Source organism: Nocardia sp. NPDC004718 (assembly GCF_053601535.1).
Window position 1 is genome coordinate 150,935 of the sequence record NZ_JBSGCA010000008.1, and the last position, 22,064, is coordinate 172,998.

A 22,064-nucleotide genomic window follows, 5' to 3' on the forward strand; every position below is an offset into this window, starting at 1 on the left:
GAGCCGGGAACTCACGACTTCCCGACGCCGGTCTTCTTCGCCGCCGCCTTCTGCGCCGTGGTCTTCTTGGCCACCGTCTTGGTGGTGGTCGCCTTCTTGGCGGCGGTCTTCTTCGCCGCGGTCTTCTTGGCGGGCGCCTTCTTCGCCGCGGTCTTCTTGGCGGTCTTCTTCACCGGTCCGCGCGCACGCCGGTCGGCGAGCAGTTCCATCGCCCGCTCCGGGGTGATCGATTCGATCTCGTCACCCTTGCGCAGTGTCGCGTTGGTCTCGCCGTCGGTGACGTACGGGCCGAAGCGGCCGTCCTTGATCACCATCGGCTTGCCGGTGGCGGAGTCGTTTCCGAGTTCCCGCAGCGGAGCGGCGCTCGATGCCTGCCGTCCACGGCGCTTCGGCTCGGAGTAGATCTTCAGCGCCTCGTCCAGCGTGACGGTGAAGATCTGATCCTCGGTGTTCAGCGAACGCGAGTCGGTGCCCTTCTTCAGGTACGGCCCGTAACGCCCGTTCTGCGCGGTGATTTCCTCGCCGCTGGCCGGGTCGGTGCCGACCACACGCGGCAACGACAGCAACTTCAGCGCGTCGTCGAGTGTGATGGTGGCCAAATCCATGGACTTGAACAGCGAACCGGTGCGCGGCTTGGGCGCCGCGGCCTTCTTCGCGGTCTTCTTGGCGGGCTCTTGTCCCTCGTCGGCCTGCGGTTCGGGCAGGACCTCGGTGACGTACGGACCGAAACGTCCTTCCTTGGCGACGATTTCGTGCCCCGACTCGGGATCGACGCCGAGCGAACGGCCTTCCTGCGGAGTGGCGAACAGCTTCTCGGCGACCTCAGGGGTCAGCTCGTCCGGCGGGAGATCGTCGGGGAGATTGGCCCGCTGAGACACCGCATTGCCTTCGGGGTCATCGGGATCGGTGACCATCCGCTCCAAATAGGGCCCATACTTGCCGACCCGGACGACGACGTCTCGATCGGCGGCATCGCTGAACAGCTTGATGGAGTTGATCTCGCGGGCGTCGATGTCATCGAGCCGCTCCCCCACCATCTTCTTCAGACCGCCGGACCGCGCGACCGAGCCCTCCACGCCGTGATCGCCGCCGAAGTAGAAGCTGGACAGCCAGTTTCCGCGCTGCTCGCGGCCACCGGCGATGGCGTCGAGGTCGTCCTCCATGGCGGCGGTGAAGTCGAAATCGACCAGTCGGCCGAAATGCTCTTCGAGCAGGCCGATCACCGCGAACGCCACCCACGACGGCACCAGCGCGCTGCCGCGCTTGTAGACGTAGCCGCGGTCGAGGATCGTCTTGATGATCGACGAATACGTCGACGGGCGGCCGATGCCGAGCTCTTCGAGCGTCTTGATCAGCGACGCCTCGGTGTAGCGCGCGGGCGGATTCGTGCTGTGCCCGTCGGGATTCAGCTCGACCGCGGTGACCGCCTGGCCTTCCTCGAGCGCGGGCAGCCTGGACTCGGCGTCGTCGGACTGGCCGCCCGCCTCCTCGTCGACGCTCTCCACATAGGCCTTCAGGAAGCCGGGGAACGTGATGGTGCGGCCGGAAGCGGAGAACACGCACTCTTCGCCGGTGCCCGCGACGCCGGTGATGCGCAACGTCAGCGTGGTGCCCCTGGCGTCGGCCATCTGGGAGGCGACCGTGCGCTGCCAGATGAGTTCGTAGAGGCGGAACTCGTCGTTGTCCAACCGCGCGTGCAGTTGGCCGGGCGTGGCGAAGGTGTCGCCCGCTGGCCGGATGGCCTCGTGCGCCTCTTGCGCGTTCTTCACCTTGCGGTTGTATTGCCGCGCGGTCGGATGCACGTACTCCGAGCCGTAGAGCTGGGTAGCCTGCGCGCGCGCCGCCGCGATGGCCGACTCCGACAGCGTCGTCGAGTCGGTGCGCATATAGGTGATGTAGCCGTTCTCGTACAGTCGCTGCGCCACCCGCATGGTCCGCTCGGAGGTGAACCGGAGTTTGCGCCCCGCCTCCTGCTGCAACGTCGAGGTCATGAACGGCGGATAGGGCTTGCGGGTGTACGGCTTGGCCTCCGCCGAGGAGACCACCAGGTCGGCGCCGTCCAGCGCCTCGGCCAGCCGCCGCGCGTAGCCCTCGTCCAGCACGACGACGCCGTTGGTGGACTTGAGCCGTCCGTCCGATCCGAAATCCCGGCCGGTGGCGACCCGTGCGCCGTCGACGGTGACCAGTCGCGCGCCGAAGGTTCTCGGGTTGGTGGCGTCGCTCGCCTCGCCGTTGCCCGCGTCGAGCTTGGCGGCGATGTCCCAGTACTCGGCCGAACGGAACGACATCCGCTCGCGTTCGCGCTGCACGATCACCCGGGTGGCTACCGACTGCACGCGACCGGCCGACAGCCGCGGCATGACCTTCTTCCACAGCACGGGACTGACCTCGTAGCCGTAGAGCCGGTCCAGGATGCGGCGGGTCTCCTGGGCGTCCACCAGATCGTTGTCGAGGTCACGGGTGTCCGCGGCGGCGGCCTGGATGGCGGGCTCGGTGATCTCGTGGAACACCATCCGCCGGACCGGCACCTTGGGTTTGAGCGTCTCCAGCAGGTGCCAGGCGATCGCCTCGCCCTCGCGGTCGGGGTCGGTGGCCAGGTAGAGCTCGTCGGCGTCCTTCAGCAGACTCTTGAGCTCGGTGACCTTGGCCTTCTTGTCCGGGCTCACGACGTAGATGGGTTCGAAGTCGTTGTCGACGTCCACGCCGAGACGCGCCCAGGACTGGCCCTTGTACTTGGCCGGGACATCGGCCGCACCACGCGGCAGATCCCGGATATGGCCGACCGACGCCTCGACCGTGTAGTTACGACCGAGGTACGGCGCGATCTTGCGGGCCTTGGTCGGGGACTCGACGATCACGAGACGACGCAGGGGACGACCCTGGTCGGCTGCACCGAGGTCTCGTGTTGCCACCGGCGAATACACCTTTCCTGATCGACCCGCGCTGCGTCTTTTCCGCTGCGCGCGGCTGGGGTGAGCGGCTGCGACGGCTGAACATCGCACCAGACACGTTTATACCGTGACGCCGCGTGTGGTCGAGTGCTTGCGACTCGAACCACCGAGCGTACGCCCGTGAGTTCGAATCAGTATGCCTTGCCGTTTCGCCACACCTGCGCCGCGGCATGCTCGGCGGACCGTTCCGCCGGCGCACGCGAGCCGTGACTACCCCAGATATAGCTCGTCCCTCACCCCGTTGCCGGTGGTGAGGGACGAGCTGTGGATCCTTGCGCCGCTCAGCTGAGCGCACGCACTCCGGTGGCCTGCGGGCCCTTGGTGCCCTGGCCGACCTCGAACTCGACCTTCTGGTTCTCCTCGAGGGTGCGGAAACCCGAACCCTGGATCTCGGAGTAGTGGACGAAGACGTCAGCGGAGCCGTCCTCCGGCGCGATGAAGCCGAACCCCTTCTCCGCGTTGAACCACTTCACAGTTCCCTGTGCCATTCTGTTCCTTCTCTTTTCTTACCGGAACGGCGGACAACTGGGTTCGTCCACCGGGTCCGTTCCGACCGCTGTACTGTTGGTTCCCCCTGCAGGAAAGCACCAAGCACACCGTTCGCAACATCGATCCTGCTGACGGTTTGGACTTTGGATCCGTCCCTCGAACACAGAAGCTTGCGACCAGGAACCAGTGAACCATGTCTTCGGGCAATTCAACAGTCGAGTTACCGACAATTTGCAAAAAAGTTGATCTTGCGAATGCGCAGGTAAGGGACACAATGGCGGAATCCAGACTTGGGGTTCGTTTGCCTGGTGATAACCGAGTCGACGTTCAGCAAAGAAGCTGTGACCCAGGTCGCTATTTGGTATCGAAAAGGCAGGTGGAGGTTCCCGGACACACACGTTTCACACTCCCCGAGCGTGTTGCGGGGTTCCGATCGTGAATCCGCCCGACTTCGCGCTGCGCGGACGGCCGGGAACCGAGCTCGGCTACGGGACATCGTTGCTGAATCGTGTCCTAGCCGGAGGCCTCGATGGCGACCCCAGGCTCACGCATGTGGCCGAGTTGCCCGCGCGAGCCGCCGAACACTCCGAATGGCCCGTCTGGGCATCGCCGGAAGTGATTGCGGCATTGCGTGAGACGGGCGCGGCGGCGCCATGGCGGCACCAGGTGGACACCGCGGAGCAGGCGTTCCACGGACGGCACGTCGTCGTGAGCACCGGGACCGCCTCGGGCAAATCGCTCGGCTATCAGCTTCCGGTGCTCACGACGTTGCAAGCCGATCCGAAGGCCACCGCGTTGTATCTGTCGCCGACGAAGGCGCTCGGCGCCGATCAGCTGCGCGCGGTCGGCGAGCTCACCCACGAAGGTCCGTTGCGCGATATACATCCGGCCACTTACGACGGCGATACGCCTGCCGAGATCCGGCAGTGGGTACGGGCCAACGCGCGCTGGATCTTCACCAATCCGGACATGCTCCACCTCGGCATACTTCGATCGCACCAGCGCTGGGCGCGGGTGCTGCGCAGGCTGCGTTACGTGGTGGTCGACGAATGCCACGCCTACCGTGGTGTTTTCGGCTCGCACGTCGCGCTGGTGTTGCGGAGGCTGCGGCGGATCGCCGCACGATACGGCGCCGACCCCGTGTTCGTGCTCTGCTCGGCGACCTCAGCCGAACCGGCGGAGGCCGCGTCGCGCCTGATCGGCGCGCCGTGCACCGCGGTCACTCGGGACGGATCGCCGCAAGGACCGCGGACTATCGCGCTCTGGGAGCCACCGCTGCTCACCGCCGTGACCGGCGAGAACGGTGCGCCGGTGCGCAGGTCCGCCACCGCGGAGGCGGCGCGGATCATGGCGGATCTGGTGGCCGAAGGCGCGCGTACCTTGACTTTCGTGCGCTCCCGCCGAGCCGCGGAGCTGACCGCGATGGATGCCAAAAGGCTTTTGGGCGAGGTCGATCCGGACCTCGCCGCACGCGTGGCGTCCTACCGGGCGGGTTATCTCGCGGAGGATCGGCGTGAGCTGGAAGCCGCTTTGTCGGACGGATCGCTGCTCGGCGCCGCGACGACCAGCGCACTGGAACTCGGCGTCGACATCGCGGGACTGGATGCCGTGGTCATCTCGGGTTTTCCCGGAACGGTCGCGTCGTTCTGGCAGCAGGCCGGGCGGGCGGGACGGCGCACTCAGGGGTCACTGGTGCTGCTCGTGGCGCGGGACGATCCATTGGACACCTACCTGGTCCATCACCCCGAAGCGCTGCTCGGCAAGCCCGTCGAGGCCACCATCACCGACCCGCGCAACCCCTATGTGCTGGGTCCGCAACTACTGTGCGCCGCGCTGGAGTTGCCGCTCACCGACGCCGAGGTGGACGAACTGGGCGCCCGTGAAGTGCTGGCCGAGCTGACCGTGAAAGGACTGATCAGGCGGCGTGGAACGGGAGATCGCGCGCGCTGGTACGTGACCGCGGAGACGCAGCCGCACGACGCGGTGGACGTCCGGGGTGGAATCGGCGCACCGGTGGCCATCGTGGATGGCGAGACCGGCAGGCTGCTCGGCACCGCCGATGCGGGGCGGGCCAGGGCGACGCTGCACCCGGGCGCCGTGCACCTGCACCAGGGCGAGACCTATGTAGTCGACGAGCTGGATCTCGATGACGGCGTGGCCTTTGTGCACGCCGCCGAGCCCGGGTGGACCACCAGCGCGCGCCAGGTGACCTCGATCGTCATCGACGCGGTGACCGAGCACCGTGCCCACGGTCACGTGACGGCCGGCCTGGCCCGGGTGCGGGTCACCAGCCAGGTGATCGGCTATCTGCGCACACTGATCACCGGCGAAGTGCTCGACCTGGTCGAACTCGACCTGCCGCCGCAGACGCTGCCGACCAGGGCGGTCATGTACACGGTGACACCGGAATTGCTGGCGCTGGCGGGGATCGCGCCCCAGGACGTCCCGGGGGCGCTGCACGCGGCCGAGCACGCGGCGATCGGGCTGTTGCCCCTGGTGGCGACCTGCGACCGGTGGGACATCGGCGGTGTCTCCACCGCCGAGCACCCGGATACCGGACTGCCCACCGTCTTCGTCTACGACGGCCAAGCCGGCGGGGCGGGATTCGCCGAGCGCGGGTTCGCCCAACTGCGCCAGTGGCTTACGGCGACCTTGTCGGCCATCGAGTCGTGCGGCTGCGCGGCGGGCTGCCCCTCCTGCGTCCAATCACCCAAGTGCGGCAACGGGAACCACCCACTGGACAAGGCGGCAGCGGCGCGCCTGCTCACCGCCGTACTCGCCGAACTGTCCGCTGGTGCGGACGCGCCGCTCGATTCGTGACAGCGCAGAGCCGGACATGTGACCAATTGTCGACCTTGCCAGCGCGCACGCTGGGAGGGCTGGGAGAACTCCCAGTGGAATGACGCCGCTTCACCCCTGCCGAATAAAGAGGAATAGATTCATGTTAACTAGACTATTGCCACTTCATCGTTTGTCGACATGCGCATTCCACCCTTTTAGATATCCCGGGTCCACACGGGCATTTCCCTGAGTCCGCTTTTAAACCTGCCAGTTAAGTTTCCGATTTCCGCCACTGGAAGCGACGCGGGGCCGACTGTGTATCGAACTCCATCACTCTTCAACCGGTCCGGCCCGTGCGCTCGCCCGAACGATCCGATCGCCGTACAGACCTATTGGTACATTCCTTTCCACAGCCACCGTGGCGTCCCACTCCACCGCCTCGCAAACACGGATTCGCGCACCCATCCGCCGTGCCACCTGGTCCGCCTCAGCACATGCGATGTCGACGCCATCGACCAAGGCTCCCGCCGCGGTCAGCGCCGCCGAATCGGCAGCTGCCTGCGCCCGATGCCGCGCCACCACCACGGCCCCCACCTGCGCGATCAAGAGCGTCACCCCGATCAGGGCTATGAGCGCCCAGCAGGTGAACACGGTGGCCAGCCCCTGTTCGTCGCTTACCCGAACCCGCAGCATGCGAGGGACACGCCGCGGGCTGCGCTCGCTGATCCGAACCCGCTCAGCGTTCCCTGTCATGTCTCGCTCCGGGCAGCGTCGCGAACCGGAATCCGACCCCACCGCACATAACGCTCCGGCGGTGGCGGTTGGTGTGTGAACACCACCCCCAAGATCGAACCGTGGCCACCGTGTACGGCGTAGCCAGCCGACCCGCGGAGCTTCCGCAAACGCCGCCGACCGTGCACCCCGGTCGGTGCGCCACCCTGCACCGGAGTGACGGGCACCGACGCCCACGAGAAGCCAGACCACCATCAGCACCGCCTTCATTCGGTGGCTCCGGGCTCGAGAGTCGCGACCGCCTCCGCGCGGAGGGTGAGCAGCGGCAGAAGCGGGGTCCGCGCGGAAACCACGGCGATCACACGAGTGCCCTCGGTGCGGAGTGTGATGTCGGCCGACGGCGGGGCGATGCGCTCCGCCGCCGGGCGGGCGTTCGCGTGATCGCCCCGCGCGGCGAGGCGGGCGGCCTCGCCGGCGGCATCGACACAGCGGACCTGGGTCGATGCCGCCAGCAGAGCCCCGAGACAGAGCACGACGGTAGCGATGACCGAGGTCAGGGCGAGCGCGGCCTCGATCGTCACCCCTCCCCGATCGTCGCCGGGCCACGGTGTGGCGACAGCTACACCGATGTGTTCAGTGCCCGGTCGATGATCTTCGTCAGCGCGTTCACGATGCTGTCGCCCGTCACCACCCCGTACAGCACGGCGCCGAATGCCGCCGCCGCGATCGTGCCGATCGCGTACTCCGCCGTGCTCATGCCGTCCTCCGCGACCATCGCCCGCAGCGCCCGCGCACGCAGGCTGATATATACAGCCCGCACCCTGCGGTCCACGGACTTCACAACCCCCTGGATACGCACCCGATTCCTCCTTTCCGGCCCGTGCGGCCGGTCCGCACGAGCACGCTTCCTCCGATGCAGTGCGCGACGCTGACGTCCGAGCACGGTCTCCTTCGCTTCGGTCCACAACGAACCGCCGGCGGGTGGCGATCAGCGGCAGCGCCGGGTTCGATGAGCGACCGAACGCTGGATACGGCTCGGCGCGCAAAGCAGCCACCGAAGCGCCGAGTGCGCGGCACACCGCCGAGCTGCCGGTCCGTAGGCGGACCGACCAGCCCCGCGACGGCCTTCCCGACCGGTGGCGCCCGCGACGGTGCGGGGGCACCGAGCCACCCACCTGACCCGCTCTCATGAACGACGCGGGCCCGCCCGTCCGCCGTTCTCCCGATGCGATTCGAGGCGGATCCGCGAGCGCGGGCCGCCCGGTCACGGTCCGCCGAACCTGCGCGAAAGCCCCGCGTGAACGCTTCGGTGCGGACACCATGGGCGGCGTGGCCACTGCCCGGTGCGGGGTTACAGCAGCCCACCGCCCAGGACTCGGCCCGCCAAGCCGATGACCACCGGCACTATGCCGAGGCAGACGAAGGCCGGGAGGAAGCAAAGCCCCAACGGGCCGCCGATCAGGACGCCCGCGCGTTCCGCCTTCGCGGCCGCGATGTCTTCCACCGCGGCCCTGCGCTGCTCGGCCAGTTCCATGACCGCTGCCGCCAGCGACGATCCGGACCGCGCCGAACGCCGCGCCATCCGGGCCAGCGACTCGATCTCGTCGGCTCCTGGGCGCCCGTTCGCATCCCGCGCCACTTGGTGCCAGGCCGTGGCCGCGTCGGCACCTAGCGCGAGCAGGTCCGCCGCCCGTCGCAGTGCTTCGCCGAGTGGTTCCGGTGCCTCCGGCGCTACGGCCCGCGCCGCCCCTGCCATGGGAAGCCCAGCACGCAGGCAGGCGGCCAGCAGGTCGAGCACCGAGGCGACAGCCAGCGGATCGGTCTCCCGGTTCGGCCGGCGCGGCGTCTCGGCCGGTGCGTTGCGCGTCCGGCCGAGGGCATGCAACCGCCTGCTCACGGCCACTCGTCCCGGCAGCGATGCGAGTGCGGCCGCCATCAGCAGCAACGGCAGTACTGCCCCAGAGGTGAACGCCATCATCAGCCTTCCTCAGCGATCCTGTTGTGCGACGACCTCGTGCACGCCCCGCGGTCAGGCCATGCGACGGCACACCACGCGTCACCTGCGTGCCGTCGCCGGAGAGCGGACCGATGAGGCTGACCCGTCGCCGCTCGGCAGCGCGACCGTAGATTCGGCCGGTCTGCGGGTAGCCAGGGTTGAACGCGCCGTCGAGGTGGTGCGCATCCGCCATGTGCTGCAGTCCGATTGGATCGCGCGCAAACCGCCTCTCCCCGCCGATCGCAACCGGCTTCGAGTTCGACAACTGCTTCGACCGGCCGCGACCAGCCATCGAAGAAGACTTCATATCAGCACCTTTCGGGTGATGGCATCGGTCCACAGCAGGCCCGCGCAGGCCAGGCCCGCGCCGACCGGCAACAGCACCGCCCCCGCGGACGAGGCGAACAGGACGTGCAGCGGCGCGGCGCCCATCATTTGGCCGAGGGCGATGCCGAGGAGCGGCAGACACGCCAGGACACCGGCGGTGGCCCGTGCGCCGGCCAGCGCGGCGGTGGTGCGGCCGTGGAATCGGATGCGTCCCGCGAGATCCGTTCGGGCCGCGGACAGCAACTCGGCCAGCGCCAAGCCGTGCTGCTCGGCCACCTGCCACGCCCCGGCGACCCGGGCGAGTTCCGCGGCGATCGGGGAATCCGGCCGGCGCAGACCCTCGGCCGCCGAGCCACCGAGTCGGCTGCGCGCGGCGCCAACGGTGAACGCGCGGGACGACTCGCCCCACACCTCACGTGCGGCGGCCTCGGCGGCGGCGCTCGGATGCGCCCCCACCCGCAATTCCGCGATCACAGCCTCCAAGGCATCGAGTAGGTACCCTTGCTCGGCTTTCCCGCGCCGGTCCCGTACCGCCCGGCGAGCCCGTAGCCCGACGGTTCCGGCCACCAGGCCGGCCGCGAGGAAAGGACCCGTACCGAAGACGGCGAGCACGATCACCACGCCCACGCAGGCACAGACGCGGAACAGCGTGCCGCGGTTCGGCATTCGATACTCGACGCGCGCGGTGAACAGCTGTCCGAACCGGCGCTGCGACCGGGGCGCCGGAACCAGGACCAACGCCAGCGCGAGACACAACACCGCGCCGCTCAACGGTCGAGCCGTTCGGCGAGCAGGCTGGACAGGTCCGCGGCGGCGGGGGCCGCACCCGTGGTATGCCAGGCGGGCGTGATCCGCACGCCCCCATCGCCGGTGCGGTGCACGAGACCGACCTCGCGCAGCCCCCGCGAGCCGTCGGATCGGCGGTGCACGTGCAGGACGACCTGCACCGCGGCGGCGAGTTGACTGTGCAAAGCCGCTCGATCCATGCCGCCAAGAGCGGCAAGGGCTTCCAGCCGGGCGGGGACTTCTTGCGGTGAGTTGGCGTGCACGGTGCCCGCCCCGCCGTCGTGTCCGGTGTTCAACGCGGTCAGCAGGTCGACCACCTCGGCGCCCCTGACCTCGCCGACCACGATCCGATCCGGCCGCATGCGCAGCGCTTGACGGACCAGGTCACGGACGGTGACCTCGCCGACGCCTTCCACATTCGCTGTCCTGGCCACCAGCCGGACCACGTGGGGATGCGGTGGCGCGAGCTCCGCCGCGTCCTCGACGCAGACGATCCGCTCGGACGGGCCCACCGTGGCGAGCAGGGCCGACAGCAGCGTCGTCTTCCCGGCTCCGGTGCCGCCGACGACCAGGAACGCCAGCCTCGCCCGGATGATTCGTTCCAGCAGGAGTTTCGCGTCGGCGGGCACCGAGCCCGCCACGGCGAGCGCGGACAGCCCCTGGGTGGCCGGACGGAGTACCCGCAACGACAGACAAGTGCCGCCGTGCGCGACCGGCGCGAGGACCGCGTGCAAGCGGACCCCGAACGAATCCCCTGATGCCGCAGCCATTCCGGACAGCCGACCGTCCACCCATGGTTGTGCGTCGTCGAGTCGGCGGCCCGCCGACAGTGCCAGGCGCTGCGCCAGCCGCCGGACCGCGGCCTCGTCGGAGAAGGTGATCGAGGTCTTCTCCAGGCCGTGCCCGCGATCGATCCACACCGCGTCCGGACCGGTCACCAGGACGTCGGCCACTCGCGGATCATGCAGCAGCGGTTCGAGTACGCCCGCGCCGGTGAGTTCGGTCTGCAGCAGTCGCAGAGCCCGCAGCAGGTCGGTGTCGCCGAGCACCCCGCCCGCTTCGGCCCGGATCGCGGCGGCGACCTGAGCCGGATCCGGGTCGCCGGTCTCGCCCGCAAGGCGCTCCCGCACCCGGTCCAGCAGCTCGCTGGTCAGTATCGCGCTCATCGCCCCCTCCTCACCGCCGTTGTCCCGGTGGCGCACTCAGTACGCCGAGGACGGCGTCGGCCGCATCGCGCAGCGGCCCGCGGCGGCCTACCGGCATCCCGCCGCGCTCCAGCCGATGCGCGAGACCGGACTGGGCGCGGACGGCGGCGAGCAGCGGGAGATCGAGCACTTCGGCGACCTCGGCTCCGCGCAGGCCCCCGGGCGCCGGACCGCGAACGATCAAGCCCTGGTTCGGGTTTCGCCGCGCTATATGGGCCGACACCGCTTCGGCGGCGGCGACCGCACGCAGCCGGGCCGGAACGACCAGAACCACGAGGTCCGCGGAGTCGAGCATCTGGTCGGCATGCGGCCCGCGCTCACCGGAAATATCGCAAACTATGAAATCGCCTGCGACACGGCCCGCTTCGATGACAGCGCGGACCGCGGGCGCGCCGAGCTCACGTGGCAATCGTCCCGCACCGCAGCGCCCACAGGACAGCACCGCGAGCCCGGGCGCCGCGACGGGTAGGGCGCCGTGCAACGCGGTCGCGGAGACGCGCCCGTCCTCCACCACCAGGTCGGGCCAGCGCAGGCCCGCCGCGTTCTCCACACCGAGCAGCAGGTCGAGACCACCCGCGAAGGGTGCGCCATCGACCAGCAAGGTCTCGCGCCGGAACCCCTCCGCGGCGGCGCGCAGCGCGACCGCGACGGCGAGGGTAGACGCACCGGCCCCGCCGCCCGCGCCGACGACGGCGAGCACCACGCCGTCACCCGCACGCTGCTCGCCGTATTCAGCAAACATCTCGATGAGCCCCACCGCCGCGCCGGGCAAGGCGATAGCCCGCTCCGCGCCGACCGCGGCGGCGGCCTGCCAGTCGAGCAACCCTGGCTCACCATCGGTTACCACCACGACGCCGGCGCGGCGCAGGTAGCCCGCGGCGGCCGCTTCGCGCGCCGTATCGGCGTCCAGGATCACCAGTGGAGCGCCGGTCCAGGCATGTCGGCCGACGAGTCGCGTCCGCTCATCGAGTGGCCGTTCGGCGGCCGCCGCGATACGCCGGACTTCGTCGCGCAGACGGTCGTCATCGATGAGCACAAGGGCGGGCGCCGGCCCGCTCGGCTCCGATGCATCGAGGTTCATGCAGGTCAGCGTCGCGGAACGGGAGCAGGGACAGAAGGGGCGATATGCCGAATGTGGACAACTCCGGGGTTGTGGACAGCTATCCGAACCGGATGCCGTACCGCACTGTCCCTGAATAGAGGACGGCCCCAGCCGGGGGGGGAGGAGGCTGGGGCCGTCGGGGTTCAGCCCCGGGGGGTCGGGCTGAACGCGCCTGGACCATGTCCAGGTGCCAGCAATACTACACCTAAGCCCCGGCCACCACGCAAGTCTGCCGACGGACATCTTTGTGGCCGTCGTGGCTTCGGCGTCTGCGGGGCAAACTTCGTCGCTGCACCGGCCACAGCGCGCCACGGCGGGGAACACGCGTGCCGACCAGCGGCAGCCGTGGCGCAGCCGCCGCCCATCTGCGGCCGATCGAAGGCAGGACGGCCACACAACAGGCGCGGTGGCCCGAAAGCGCTGCCCGCAACCCGCGGTCGAACCGGACACGGGACACAGCGGCCGCACCACACCTGACACCTGACCGAGCGGAGACCATACCGCCGCCTATCCTGGTCGAGTGGACAAGTCAGCCACCGCAGGTGGACGCGTCGCGGCCTTCTTCGATCTGGACAAGACCGTGATCGCGAAGTCGAGCACGTTCGTATTCAGCAAGCCCTTCTACGCGCAGGGGCTTTTGAACCGCCGCGCGGTCCTGGAAAGCAGTTACGCCCACTTCCTGTTCCTGCTGTCGGGAGCCGACCACGATCAGATGGAACGGATGCGCGCCCACCTGACCAGCATGTGCGCGGGCTGGGACGTCGAGCAGGTGAAATCCATTGTGGCAGAGACGTTGCACGAGTTGGTCGATCCGCTGATCTACGCGGAGGCCGCCGACTTGATCGCCGACCACAAGATCCGGGGGCACGACGTGGTGATCGTCTCGGCCTCCGGCGAGGAGATCGTCGGCCCGATCGCCGAAGCGCTCGGCGCCGCACATACCGCCGCCACCCAGATGGTCGTGGCGGACGGAAAGTACACCGGCGAGGTCGAGTTCTACTGCTACGGCGAGGGCAAGGTCGCCGCCATCGAGAAACTCGCCGCGGACGAGGGGTACGACCTGTCCCGCTGCTACGCCTACTCCGACTCGATCACCGACCTGCCGCTGCTCGGCGCGGTGGGCCACCCCACTGCGGTCAATCCGGATCGCAATCTGCGCCGTGAGGCCACCGCGCGGGGCTGGCCGATCCTGACCTTCTCCAACCCGGTGTCGCTGTGGGCGCGCTTCCAAGCGCCGTCCTCGACGACGCTCGCGGCCACCGCGGCGGTCGGCTTGAGCGCGGTTGTGGCCGGCGCGATCAGCTACCGGATGCTGCGCCGCCGACGCTGAGATCGGACGCTCTAGCAGCCCGTCCAACTGGGTCGCCAGCGGCTTGCCGTTAACTCAGCCAACTTGACCGATGGGGCTGCGGACCAGGCATTTAACCACGAAACGCCGAGAAAAACGCCGATTATTCAATGTTCTCGCATCCCTTGATGTGAGTGCAGTCACAGTGTAGAAAGGTAACTACGGAAGGACGGAAGGCCAAGGCAGCACCGGAAGAGAAGGCACTGTCTCCCGACCCTTCTTCCCAGCACGGGCACCAGGCACCCACGCGGAGCGCGCCGCGACAAGGGCAGAAGCGTTGTGGGCCTGCGAAATTCGGATAGTCGACGGCGAAGGCCTCGCACAGGTTGCGGGGATGAACCGGCCGATATCCGGATTGTCGCCGAGGCCGCAGAACACAACCCACCTAGCACGCTTGGTAACCGGGTAGTCCGTGCTAGCGGGCGGTGAGGTCGAGAGACAACGCCGCCCGCTTTGACGTGTACGGGGGTTATCCCGCCGCCGAGTCTGCGATCGACGTGGCCTCGCGCGCACCGTCCTCGAACGCCCCGCAACAGAAGATCACCCAGCCGCCGACCGCCTCCGCCTCCCCGGTTCCGAACCCCGCGGCCGCGTCCAGATATGCCTGACGCCTGCGCAACCAGAACACCTCCGGTACGCCGAGGCTGTGCGGATCCAGCCCACTCGACACCGCAACCAGCCGGGAGGCCGCCCGCGCGACTACGCCATCGGCCGTGCCGAACGGCCGTAGCGCCAGTAGCTCACCGTGTACTACGGCGGCGAGCACCGGCGCGGGCGCCCGCGAACCGAGCACCGTCTGCGCCAGCAGATCCAGCCGCTGCGCGACGCCGGAGTCGCCGCGCGGCCTGCCGAGCGCCTCTTGCTCCGGGATCAGATCGGCCGCGGCGAGCAGATGCAGCCGCGCCAGCGCCTGCAGCGGGGCACGCTGCCAGGTGCCCACCAGATTCCGCAGCGCGTCCCCGTCCAACGCCTGCCCGACGCGCAGCGAGCCGGCCAGGATCGGGTCCGCCACCCGGCCGTCGGCGGGAATGTCCGTGCTGCCGCCGTCGATGGCCGCCGAGGACCGGGCCGCACGCACCGCGGCCTCGGCCGCCGTGGTGGGCCACCCACGCCGGTTCGCCTTGTGCCGGTGCACCTCGGCGAGCGCGTCGCGGGCGCGGTCGGCCGCGTCCCGGACACCGGGAAGATCGACGAGGGGCTGTAGCGGATCGGTCACGGCATACGAGGCTACTTGCGCTCGCGCGGACCGATCCGCGCGCCCGGCTCGCTATCCGGCCAGCAGATCGCCTCCCGGTATCGCGTCGAGCAGTTTGCGCGTGTACTCCTGCCGGGGATCGTCGAACACCTCGTCGGTCGTCGCCGCCTCGACCACCTTGCCGCGCTGCATGACGAGCACGTCGTCGGCGATCTGCCGCACCACGGCCAGATCGTGGGTGATGAACAGATACGCCAGCCCGAGCTCGGCTTGCAGCTCGTTGAGCAGGCGGAGGATCTGGGCCTGCACCAGCACGTCGAGCGCGGACACCGCCTCGTCGCACACCACCACTTCGGGCCGGAGGGCGAGTGCCCGCGCGACCGCCACGCGCTGACGCTGCCCACCGGACAGCTCGTTGGGGTAGCGCCGCAGCACACCGGCAGGCAGCGCGACCTTGTCGAGCAGTTCCCGCACGGTCGCCTCCCTTTCCTCGGCGGTACCGATCCGGTGGGTGCGCAAGGGCTCCTCGATGGTGCGGTAGATCGTGTACATCGGGTCGAGCGAGCCGTAGGGATCCTGGAAGATCGGCTGCACCCGGCGGCGGAAGGCGAAGGATTCCTTTCGGTCCAGGGTGGTTACGTCCTTGCCGTCGAATGTGACGGCGCCGGAGGTGGGCGCGAGCAGTCCGAGGACCATCTGCGCCACCGTGGTCTTGCCCGAGCCGGATTCGCCGACGATCGCCGTGGTCGACCCGCGCCGCAGCCGGAACGACACATCGTCCACCGCGACGAACTCGGTCGACTTCCACGGCGTGCGGTCGCGAATATGGAACGTCTTCGTCAGATGCTCGGCTACCAGTACGTCGTCCGGCACCACCGTGTCGGCTGCCGCCACCTGCACGGCTTGCGCGTGGATCGCGGCCCGACGCCGCACCGCCGACCGCCGCTGCGCGGCCAGCGACGGCGCCGAACTCACCAGCCGTTTGGTGTACAGGTGCTGCGGATCGCGCAGAATCCGCAAAGCGGGCCCGGACTCCACGACACGGCCGCGATACATCACCACCAGGTGTTCGGCACGCTCCGCCGCCAAACCCAAGTCATGGGTGATCAGCAGCACCGCGGTGCCGAGCTCGGCGGTGAGCCGCTCGAGATGGTCGAGGATCTGCCGCTGCACGGTCACGTCGAGCGCCGAGGTCGGCTCGTCGGCGATGAGAAGTTGGGGCCGGCAGGACAGGCCGATCGCGATCAACGCACGCTGGCGCATGCCGCCGGAGAACTCGTGCGGATACTGGTTCACCCGGCGTTCGGCGTCGGGCATGCCCGCTTCCTCGAGCAGCTCCACCGCTCGCTTCTCGGCGGCCTTGCCCTTCGCGATGCCGTTGGCTTCGAGCGTCTCGCGGATCTGGAAACCGATTTTCCACACCGGATTCAAATTCGACATCGGGTCCTGCGGGACCAGGCCGATGCCGCTGCCGCGGACCGCGACGATCTCTCGTTTCGAGGCCGCCGTGAGTTCCTTGCCGTCGAACCTGATCGAACCGGAGGTGACCCGGCCCGTGCCGGGCAGCAAGTCGATGATCGCGTGCGCGGTGGTCGACTTTCCCGAGCCCGATTCCCCGACGATGGCCACGGTCTGCCCCGGATAGACCGACAGGCTCACGTCCCGGACCGCGGGCACCGGCTTGCCGTCGGCGGTGAAACTCACGTTCAGATCGGTGATCTCAAGCAGCGGCCGGTCGGCCTCGCTCATCGCTTCCTCGCCTTCGGATCGAGGGCGTCGCGCACGGCGTCGCCCAGCATGATGAAGCTCAGCACGGTCAGCGCCAGCGCCGTCGCCGGATAGAACAGGATGGCGGAGGTGCGGATCTCCTTCTGCCCCGTGGCGATGTCCGCGCCCCAGGACACCACGGTGCGCGGGAGACCGACGCCGAGATAGGACAGCGTCGCCTCGGTGACGATGAAGACGCCCAGCCACAGCGTGGTCACCACGATCAGCGGTCCCGCCGCGTTGGGCAACACGTGGCGCACAAGCGTCTGCGGTCGAGAGACGCCCAATGCTTCCGCGGCCGTGACGTAGTCGCTGTTCTTCGCTTGGATCACGGCGCTACGGGCGATCCGCGCCGCCTGCGGCCAGGTGAACGAGGCGAGGATGACGATCACGGTCCAGATCGTCCTTGCGTCCAGCAGCTGCATGATCACGATGGCGGCCAGCATCAACGGAATCGCGTAGAAGACCTCCGCGACCCGCGAGACGATCGAGTCCAGCGGTCCGCCGTAGAAGCCCGCCAGCGCGCCCAGCGTTCCCCCGATCAGCACGAACAGCAGCGTCGCGCCGACTCCGGCGAGCACGGAAGCCCGCGCTCCGTAGACGGTGCGGGCATAGATGTCGCACCCCTGCTTGTCGAAACCGAACGGGTGCCCCGCGCCGCGCGGGTCCATGCTGAAGTCGCCGTTGCAGTACCGCGGGTCCTGATCGGTGAACAGCCCCGGCCAAATCACCACGATCAGCACGAACACGATCAGCACCGCCGCGACGATGAAGATCGGGTTGCGCCGCAGCTGCCGCCACGCGTCGCGCCAGATGCTGGTCGGCGCGCCCGCATCCAGCACGGCGTCGGTGGCGAGCACCTCTACCTCGTCGGGTGGCGCGACGAAATGCTCCTGGCCGCGGCGCGGACTCGCGGCCTCGGTGCGGTCAGGCATAGCGGATCCTCGGGTCGAGTGCGGCGTAGAGCAGGTCCACGAGCAGATTGGTGAGCAGGAAGATGACGATCAGCACCGTGACGAAGGAGACGACGGTCGGCGGCTCCCCCCTGGTGATGGCCTGGTAGAGCGTGCCGCCCACGCCGGGAATGTTGAAGATGCCCTCGGTGACGATCGCGCCGCCCATCAGGGCGCCCAGATCAGCGCCGACGAACGTGACCACCGGAATCATCGAGTTGCGCAGGATGTGCACGGTCACCACGCGCGGCCTGCGCAGGCCTTTGGCGGTCGCGGTGCGTACGTAGTCGGCGGACATGTTCTCCGCCACCGAATTCCGGGTCAAGCGCAGGACGTAGGCGAATGACAGCGAGCCGAGCACGATCGCGGGCACCAACAGTTCGCCGACGGTCGCCTTCCCGGAGACCGTCACGGGCGCGATGCCCCACTTCACGCCGAGCAGGAATTGGGCGAGGAAGCCCACCACGAAGACCGGGACCGCGATCACGACCAGGCTGATCACGAGCATCGCGGAGTCGAACAACTTGCCTTTGCGCAGTCCGGCGATCAGGCCGAACAGCACGCCGAAGATCGACTCGATCAGCACCGCCATGAAGGCCAACTTGATCGTGATCGGGAACGCGCGCGCGAGTTCGTCCCGCACCGGCCTGCCGGAGAAGGCCGTGCCGAAGTCCAGCGTGACGATGCCCTTCAGATACAACAGGTACTGCACGAGGAACGGCTCGTCGAGGTGGTAGCGCGCCCGCAGTTGCGCCTCCACCGCGGGCGTCATCGGCTTGTCACCGGCCAGCGCGTGGATCGGGTCGCCCGGGACGAGGAACACCAGGGCGTAGACGAGCAGGGTCGCACCGAGGAACACGGGGATCATCTGAAGCAGACGCCGCCCGACATACCAGGCCATTTCGCCTCCTGAACAGGACCGCCGAGCGTCACCCGGACGCCCGGCGGCCGGCGGCTACTTCTCGATGTTCTCGAAGTCGAACAGTCCGTTCCAGGCGAGTTCGGCCTTGCGCACCCGGTCGGAGCGGCCCGCGGCGGCCACATAGTCGAACACCGGGACGTCGGCCAGGTCCTTGATCAGCAGGGCCTGGGCCTGCGCGATGATCTTGTAGGACTCGTCCTGGCTCGGCGCGGCCAAGGCGGCATCGAGCAGGCGGTCGAATTCCGGATTCTTGTAGTCGACGTTGTTGGTGTCGGAGTAGCTGTAGTACTGCGAAGTGAGGAACTGCAGCATGGTCGGGTAGTCACCCTGCCACCCGTAGCGGAAGGCCTTGTTGATGGTGCGCGCGTTCACTTCGTCGCGGATGTTCTTGAACGTCGGGTACGGCACGCCGATGGCGTCGACGCCGAGGGTGTTCTTGACGCTGTTGGCCACCGCCTCCACCCAGGCCTGGTGGCCGCCGTCGGAGTTGTAGGCGATCTCGTAGCGGCCCGACCACGGCGAGATCGCGTCGGCCTGTGCCCAGACCTTCTTGGCCTCGTCGGGGTTGTACTTCAGCACCTCCGAGCCGGGCAGGTTCGGTTCGAAGCCGGGCAGCGTGCTCGCGGTGAAGTCGCGCGCCGGGATCCGGGTGCCGTGGAAGATGTTCTGCGCGATCTGTTCCCGGTTGATCGCCATCGAGATCGCCCGGCGTCGCAACAGCCCTTCCTGGCCGGCGAAGTGCGCGACGTTGGACTGGATGCCGATGTGCTGGTTCTGGGCGGTCGGCTTGGTGATCGCGCGGTCACCGAGATCCCGTTCGTAGGAGGTGAGCGCGCTGTCGGGCACGGTGTCGAGCGCGTCCAGGTTGCCCGCTTGCAGGTCCGCGTAGGCGGTGTCGAAGGACTGATACATCACGAACCGCAGCCCTTTGTTCTTGGCCGGGCGGCCGCCGGGGTAGTCCGGGTTGGGCGCCAGATCGATCTTGACGTTGTGCTCCCACGCCCCGGCCCGGGCGAACTTGTAGGGGCCATTGCCGATCGGGTTCTCTCCGAACGCTTTCATGTCCTTGAACGCGGCCTCCGGCAGCGGATAGAACGGCGCGTACCCCAGTTCGGTCTCGAAATCGATCGAGGGCGCCTTCAGCTCGATGGCGAAGGTGCGGTCGTCGATCACCTTCAAGCCCGACAGCGTCTGTGCCGTAGGCTTTTCCGCGGATACCTCGTCGAAACCGACGATGGGACTGAACACATAGCTCTGCAACTGGGCGTTGGTGCCGAGCGCGCCGTAGTTCCAGGCGTCGACGAACGACTTCGCCGTCACCGGGGTGCCGTCGGTGAACTTCCAGCCGGGTTTGATGGTCACCCGGTAGCTCTTCCGATCCGTGGTCTGGATCGACTCCGCCATCTCGTCGTGCGCCTTGCCGCTCCCGTCGTAGTACTTCAGGCCCGCGAACAGCCGGTCGACCACACGGCCGCCCATATTCTCATTGGTGTTGGTAGGCACCAGCGGATTCTGCGGCTCACCACCGTTTACCGTGACGATGTCGGCGTCGGCGCCGTCGCCCGAGGAACATGCGGACAGCCCGAGGCTCGTGGCCAGTACGACCGCCGCGGTCACCGCCATCGCTCTGTGGAATTTCAACGCGTCCTCCCGGTGCGAGAAGGGGGTAGCCGATCGGCACCCGCAGGAGGCCCGCCAGCGCAGGCCGACGCGATCCCCCTGTGTGGTTGGCAGAGTAACCACCGGCGCGGGCACTGTCACCTGATTGATCCGAGTTCGTTGTACTTGTTACCGATCCGGCAACATCGCCGAAACACCCCGAGTTTCGTGCGGAAACGGCCGCGCGGCCGGAACACCGCGTTCGCCGGGGCGACCGCCGCGGGGAGCAGGCGCGGCGGCGTGACGCGGGCGAAACCCGATCGACACACCGCACGCGGCATGGGTCACAGTTGATTACTGTCGAACTCGGCTGCGTCGAATCGTGCGCTCAGGCTACGTGGAAAGAAGAGACGAGATGACCGAAACCAGCGCCGAACACAGGGACTCGTATCCGCCGAACGCGGAGTTCGCCGCCCAGGCGAACGCCGACGCCGGACTCTACGAGCGGGCGGCGGCCGATCGCGACGCGTTCTGGGCCGAACAGGCCGGGCGGCTGCACTGGCACGAACCGTTCACCCAGGTGCTGGACTGGAGCGAGGCTCCGGTGGCGAAATGGTTCGTCGGCGGCAAGCTCAACGTCGCCTACAACTGCGTGGACCGCCACGTCCTGGACGGACACGGCGACCAGGTCGCCATCCACTGGGAAGGCGAACCCGGCGACTCGCGCGCCATCACCTACGAACAGTTGCGCGACGAGGTCTGCCGGGCCGCCAACGCGTTCACCGAACTGGGTCTGGTCGCGGGCGACCGGGTGGCGATCTACATGCCGATGGTGCCCGAGGCCATCGTCGCCATGCTCGCCTGCGCCCGCCTCGGGCTGACCCACTCCGTCATCTTCGCCGGATTCTCCCCCACCGCGTTGCGCCAGCGCGTCGACGACGCCCGAGCCCGCCTGGTCATCACCACCGACGGGCAGTGGCGGCGCGGCAAAGCCGCCCCACTGAAGGAAGCCGTCGACGAGGCCCTCTACGCCCACGGCGATACCCCCTCCAGCGTCGAGCATGTGCTGGTGGTGCGCCGCACCGGCATCGAAGTCCCCTGGACCGAAGGCCGCGACCTGTGGTGGCACGACACCGTCACCACCGCCGCACCCCACCACGAACCCCAACCCTTCGACGCCGAACACCCCCTGTTCATCCTCTACACCTCCGGCACCACCGGAAAACCCAAAGGCATCCTCCACACCACCGGCGGCTACCTCACCCAAACCGCCTACACCCACCACAACGTCTTCGACCACAAACCCGGACAAGACATCTACTGGTGCACCGCCGACATCGGCTGGGTCACCGGACACAGCTACATCGTCTACGGCCCGCTGGCCAACCGCACCACCCAAGTCGTCTACGAAGGCACACCCAACTTCCCCGACGAACACCGCCACTGGCAGATCATCGAAAAATACGGCGTCACCATCTATTACACCGCCCCCACCTTGGTGCGCACCTTCATGAAGTGGGGCAGGGAAATACCCGCCGCCCACGACCTGTCCAGTATCCGCGTGCTCGGCTCGGTCGGCGAACCCATCAACCCCGAAGCCTGGCGCTGGTACCGCGAGGTCATCGGCGGCAATCGCACTCCCATCGTCGACACCTGGTGGCAGACCGAGACCGGCGCCATCATGATCTCCCCCCTGCCCGGCGTCACCGCCGCCAAACCCGGCGCCGCCATGGCCGCGCTGCCAGGCATCTCCGCGCGAGTCGTCGACGAAGAAGGCAAACCGGTCCAAAACGGGGAAACCGAAGCCAACGGCTACCTCGTGCTCGATCAGCCGTGGCCGTCGATGCTGCGCGGCATCTGGGGCGACGACGAACGCTACAAAGCCACCTACTGGGAACGCTTCGCCGACCA

17 protein-coding genes are annotated in these 22,064 nt (G+C 68.4%); 3 read left to right on the plus strand and 14 right to left on the minus strand.

Annotated elements, in window-relative coordinates; genetic code table 11:
* Positions 1-11: 11 nt before the first annotated feature.
* Both topA and ACWEH3_RS09055 read right to left on the minus strand, forming a co-directional pair.
* Positions 12-2,858 carry a type I DNA topoisomerase gene (topA, locus tag ACWEH3_RS09050; RefSeq protein WP_450018182.1) on the minus strand — a complete coding sequence of 949 codons (2,847 nt, stop codon included), beginning with the start codon at positions 2,856-2,858 and terminating at the stop codon, positions 12-14.
* 374 nt (positions 2,859-3,232) lie between these two features.
* On the minus strand, positions 3,233-3,439 hold the full coding sequence (locus tag ACWEH3_RS09055) for a cold-shock protein (protein WP_011206895.1): 207 nt from the start codon (positions 3,437-3,439) through the stop codon (positions 3,233-3,235).
* 436 nt (positions 3,440-3,875) lie between these two features.
* On the opposite strand from ACWEH3_RS09055, the gene ACWEH3_RS09060 reads away from it, so the two are divergent.
* Positions 3,876-6,260, plus strand: coding sequence for a DEAD/DEAH box helicase (locus tag ACWEH3_RS09060; protein ID WP_450018064.1), 2,385 nt, complete (start codon positions 3,876-3,878; stop codon positions 6,258-6,260).
* Positions 6,261-6,551: 291 nt separating this feature from the next.
* Here ACWEH3_RS09060 and ACWEH3_RS09065 read toward each other — a convergent pair whose 3' ends face one another.
* From ACWEH3_RS09065 to ssd, 7 genes are all read right to left on the minus strand, one after another.
* Positions 6,552-6,974: an Rv3654c family TadE-like protein gene (locus tag ACWEH3_RS09065; protein ID WP_450018062.1), complete on the minus strand. Its 423-nt coding sequence runs from the start codon at positions 6,972-6,974 to the stop codon at positions 6,552-6,554.
* Between the two features lie 245 nt (positions 6,975-7,219).
* Complete coding sequence (locus tag ACWEH3_RS09070) at positions 7,220-7,534, minus strand: TadE family type IV pilus minor pilin (RefSeq protein WP_450018060.1); 315 nt, start codon at positions 7,532-7,534, stop codon at positions 7,220-7,222.
* A 38-nt stretch (positions 7,535-7,572) separates the two neighbouring features.
* Positions 7,573-7,773 carry a DUF4244 domain-containing protein gene (locus ACWEH3_RS09075; RefSeq protein WP_450018180.1) on the minus strand — a complete coding sequence of 67 codons (201 nt, stop codon included), beginning with the start codon at positions 7,771-7,773 and terminating at the stop codon, positions 7,573-7,575.
* A gap of 531 nt (positions 7,774-8,304) precedes the next feature.
* Positions 8,305-8,931, minus strand: a complete 627-nt coding sequence (locus tag ACWEH3_RS09080; protein ID WP_450018058.1) for a type II secretion system F family protein — start codon at positions 8,929-8,931, stop codon at positions 8,305-8,307.
* A gap of 321 nt (positions 8,932-9,252) precedes the next feature.
* Positions 9,253-10,047, minus strand: a complete 795-nt coding sequence (locus tag ACWEH3_RS09085; RefSeq protein WP_450018056.1) for a type II secretion system F family protein — start codon at positions 10,045-10,047, stop codon at positions 9,253-9,255.
* Entirely contained in the window at positions 10,044-11,228 is a 1,185-nt protein-coding gene (locus ACWEH3_RS09090) for a TadA family conjugal transfer-associated ATPase (RefSeq protein WP_450018054.1), read from the minus strand. The genes ACWEH3_RS09085 and ACWEH3_RS09090 overlap by 4 nt, the downstream gene beginning before the upstream one ends.
* A gap of 10 nt (positions 11,229-11,238) precedes the next feature.
* Complete coding sequence (gene ssd / locus ACWEH3_RS09095; protein ID WP_450018052.1) at positions 11,239-12,348, minus strand: septum site-determining protein Ssd; 1,110 nt, start codon at positions 12,346-12,348, stop codon at positions 11,239-11,241.
* 541 nt (positions 12,349-12,889) lie between these two features.
* On the opposite strand from ssd, the gene ACWEH3_RS09100 reads away from it, so the two are divergent.
* Positions 12,890-13,699, plus strand: a complete 810-nt coding sequence (locus ACWEH3_RS09100) for an HAD family hydrolase (RefSeq protein ID WP_450018050.1) — start codon at positions 12,890-12,892, stop codon at positions 13,697-13,699.
* A 487-nt stretch (positions 13,700-14,186) separates the two neighbouring features.
* Here the strand turns inward: ACWEH3_RS09100 and ACWEH3_RS09105 are convergent, their stop codons facing one another.
* From ACWEH3_RS09105 to ACWEH3_RS09125, 5 genes are read right to left on the minus strand one after another with little or no spacing between them, the layout of a single operon-like run.
* A complete protein-coding gene (locus ACWEH3_RS09105) occupies positions 14,187-14,933 on the minus strand; it encodes an oxidoreductase (RefSeq protein WP_450018048.1) in 747 nt (248 codons plus the stop codon).
* Between the two features lie 51 nt (positions 14,934-14,984).
* Positions 14,985-16,661: an ABC transporter ATP-binding protein gene (locus ACWEH3_RS09110; RefSeq protein WP_450018046.1), complete on the minus strand. Its 1,677-nt coding sequence runs from the start codon at positions 16,659-16,661 to the stop codon at positions 14,985-14,987.
* Positions 16,658-17,614, minus strand: a complete 957-nt coding sequence (locus ACWEH3_RS09115) for an ABC transporter permease (protein WP_450018044.1) — start codon at positions 17,612-17,614, stop codon at positions 16,658-16,660. Before ACWEH3_RS09115 ends, ACWEH3_RS09110 begins: the two co-directional genes overlap by 4 nt.
* The gene (locus tag ACWEH3_RS09120; protein WP_450018042.1) at positions 17,607-18,533 is read right to left on the minus strand and encodes an ABC transporter permease; all 927 of its coding nucleotides are present in this window, start codon (positions 18,531-18,533) and stop codon (positions 17,607-17,609) included. The genes ACWEH3_RS09115 and ACWEH3_RS09120 overlap by 8 nt, the downstream gene beginning before the upstream one ends.
* Positions 18,534-18,587: 54 nt before the next feature.
* Positions 18,588-20,177: a peptide ABC transporter substrate-binding protein gene (locus tag ACWEH3_RS09125; protein ID WP_450018178.1), complete on the minus strand. Its 1,590-nt coding sequence runs from the start codon at positions 20,175-20,177 to the stop codon at positions 18,588-18,590.
* Positions 20,178-20,568: 391 nt separating this feature from the next.
* Between ACWEH3_RS09125 and acs the strand changes: the two genes are divergently transcribed.
* A partial coding sequence (gene acs, locus ACWEH3_RS09130) for an acetate--CoA ligase (protein WP_452358293.1) occupies positions 20,569-22,064 on the plus strand: 1,496 nt, incomplete at its 3' end.

What these genes read in the sequence shown, in the direction of transcription:
- ACWEH3_RS09055 (WP_011206895.1), bottom strand. Translation starts at nt 3,439, where the DNA reads ATGGCACAGGGAACTGTGAAGTGGTTCAACGCGGAGAAGGGGTTCGGC.
- ACWEH3_RS09065 (WP_450018062.1), bottom strand. Translation starts at nt 6,974, where the DNA reads ATGACAGGGAACGCTGAGCGGGTTCGGATCAGCGAGCGCAGCCCGCGG.
- ACWEH3_RS09080 (WP_450018058.1), bottom strand. Translation starts at nt 8,931, where the DNA reads ATGATGGCGTTCACCTCTGGGGCAGTACTGCCGTTGCTGCTGATGGCG.
- ACWEH3_RS09090 (WP_450018054.1), bottom strand. Translation starts at nt 11,228, where the DNA reads ATGAGCGCGATACTGACCAGCGAGCTGCTGGACCGGGTGCGGGAGCGC.
- ssd (WP_450018052.1), bottom strand. Translation starts at nt 12,348, where the DNA reads ATGAACCTCGATGCATCGGAGCCGAGCGGGCCGGCGCCCGCCCTTGTG.
- ACWEH3_RS09110 (WP_450018046.1), bottom strand. Translation starts at nt 16,661, where the DNA reads ATGAGCGAGGCCGACCGGCCGCTGCTTGAGATCACCGATCTGAACGTG.
- ACWEH3_RS09115 (WP_450018044.1), bottom strand. Translation starts at nt 17,614, where the DNA reads ATGCCTGACCGCACCGAGGCCGCGAGTCCGCGCCGCGGCCAGGAGCAT.
- ACWEH3_RS09120 (WP_450018042.1), bottom strand. Translation starts at nt 18,533, where the DNA reads ATGGCCTGGTATGTCGGGCGGCGTCTGCTTCAGATGATCCCCGTGTTC.
- ACWEH3_RS09125 (WP_450018178.1), bottom strand. Translation starts at nt 20,177, where the DNA reads ATGGCGGTGACCGCGGCGGTCGTACTGGCCACGAGCCTCGGGCTGTCC.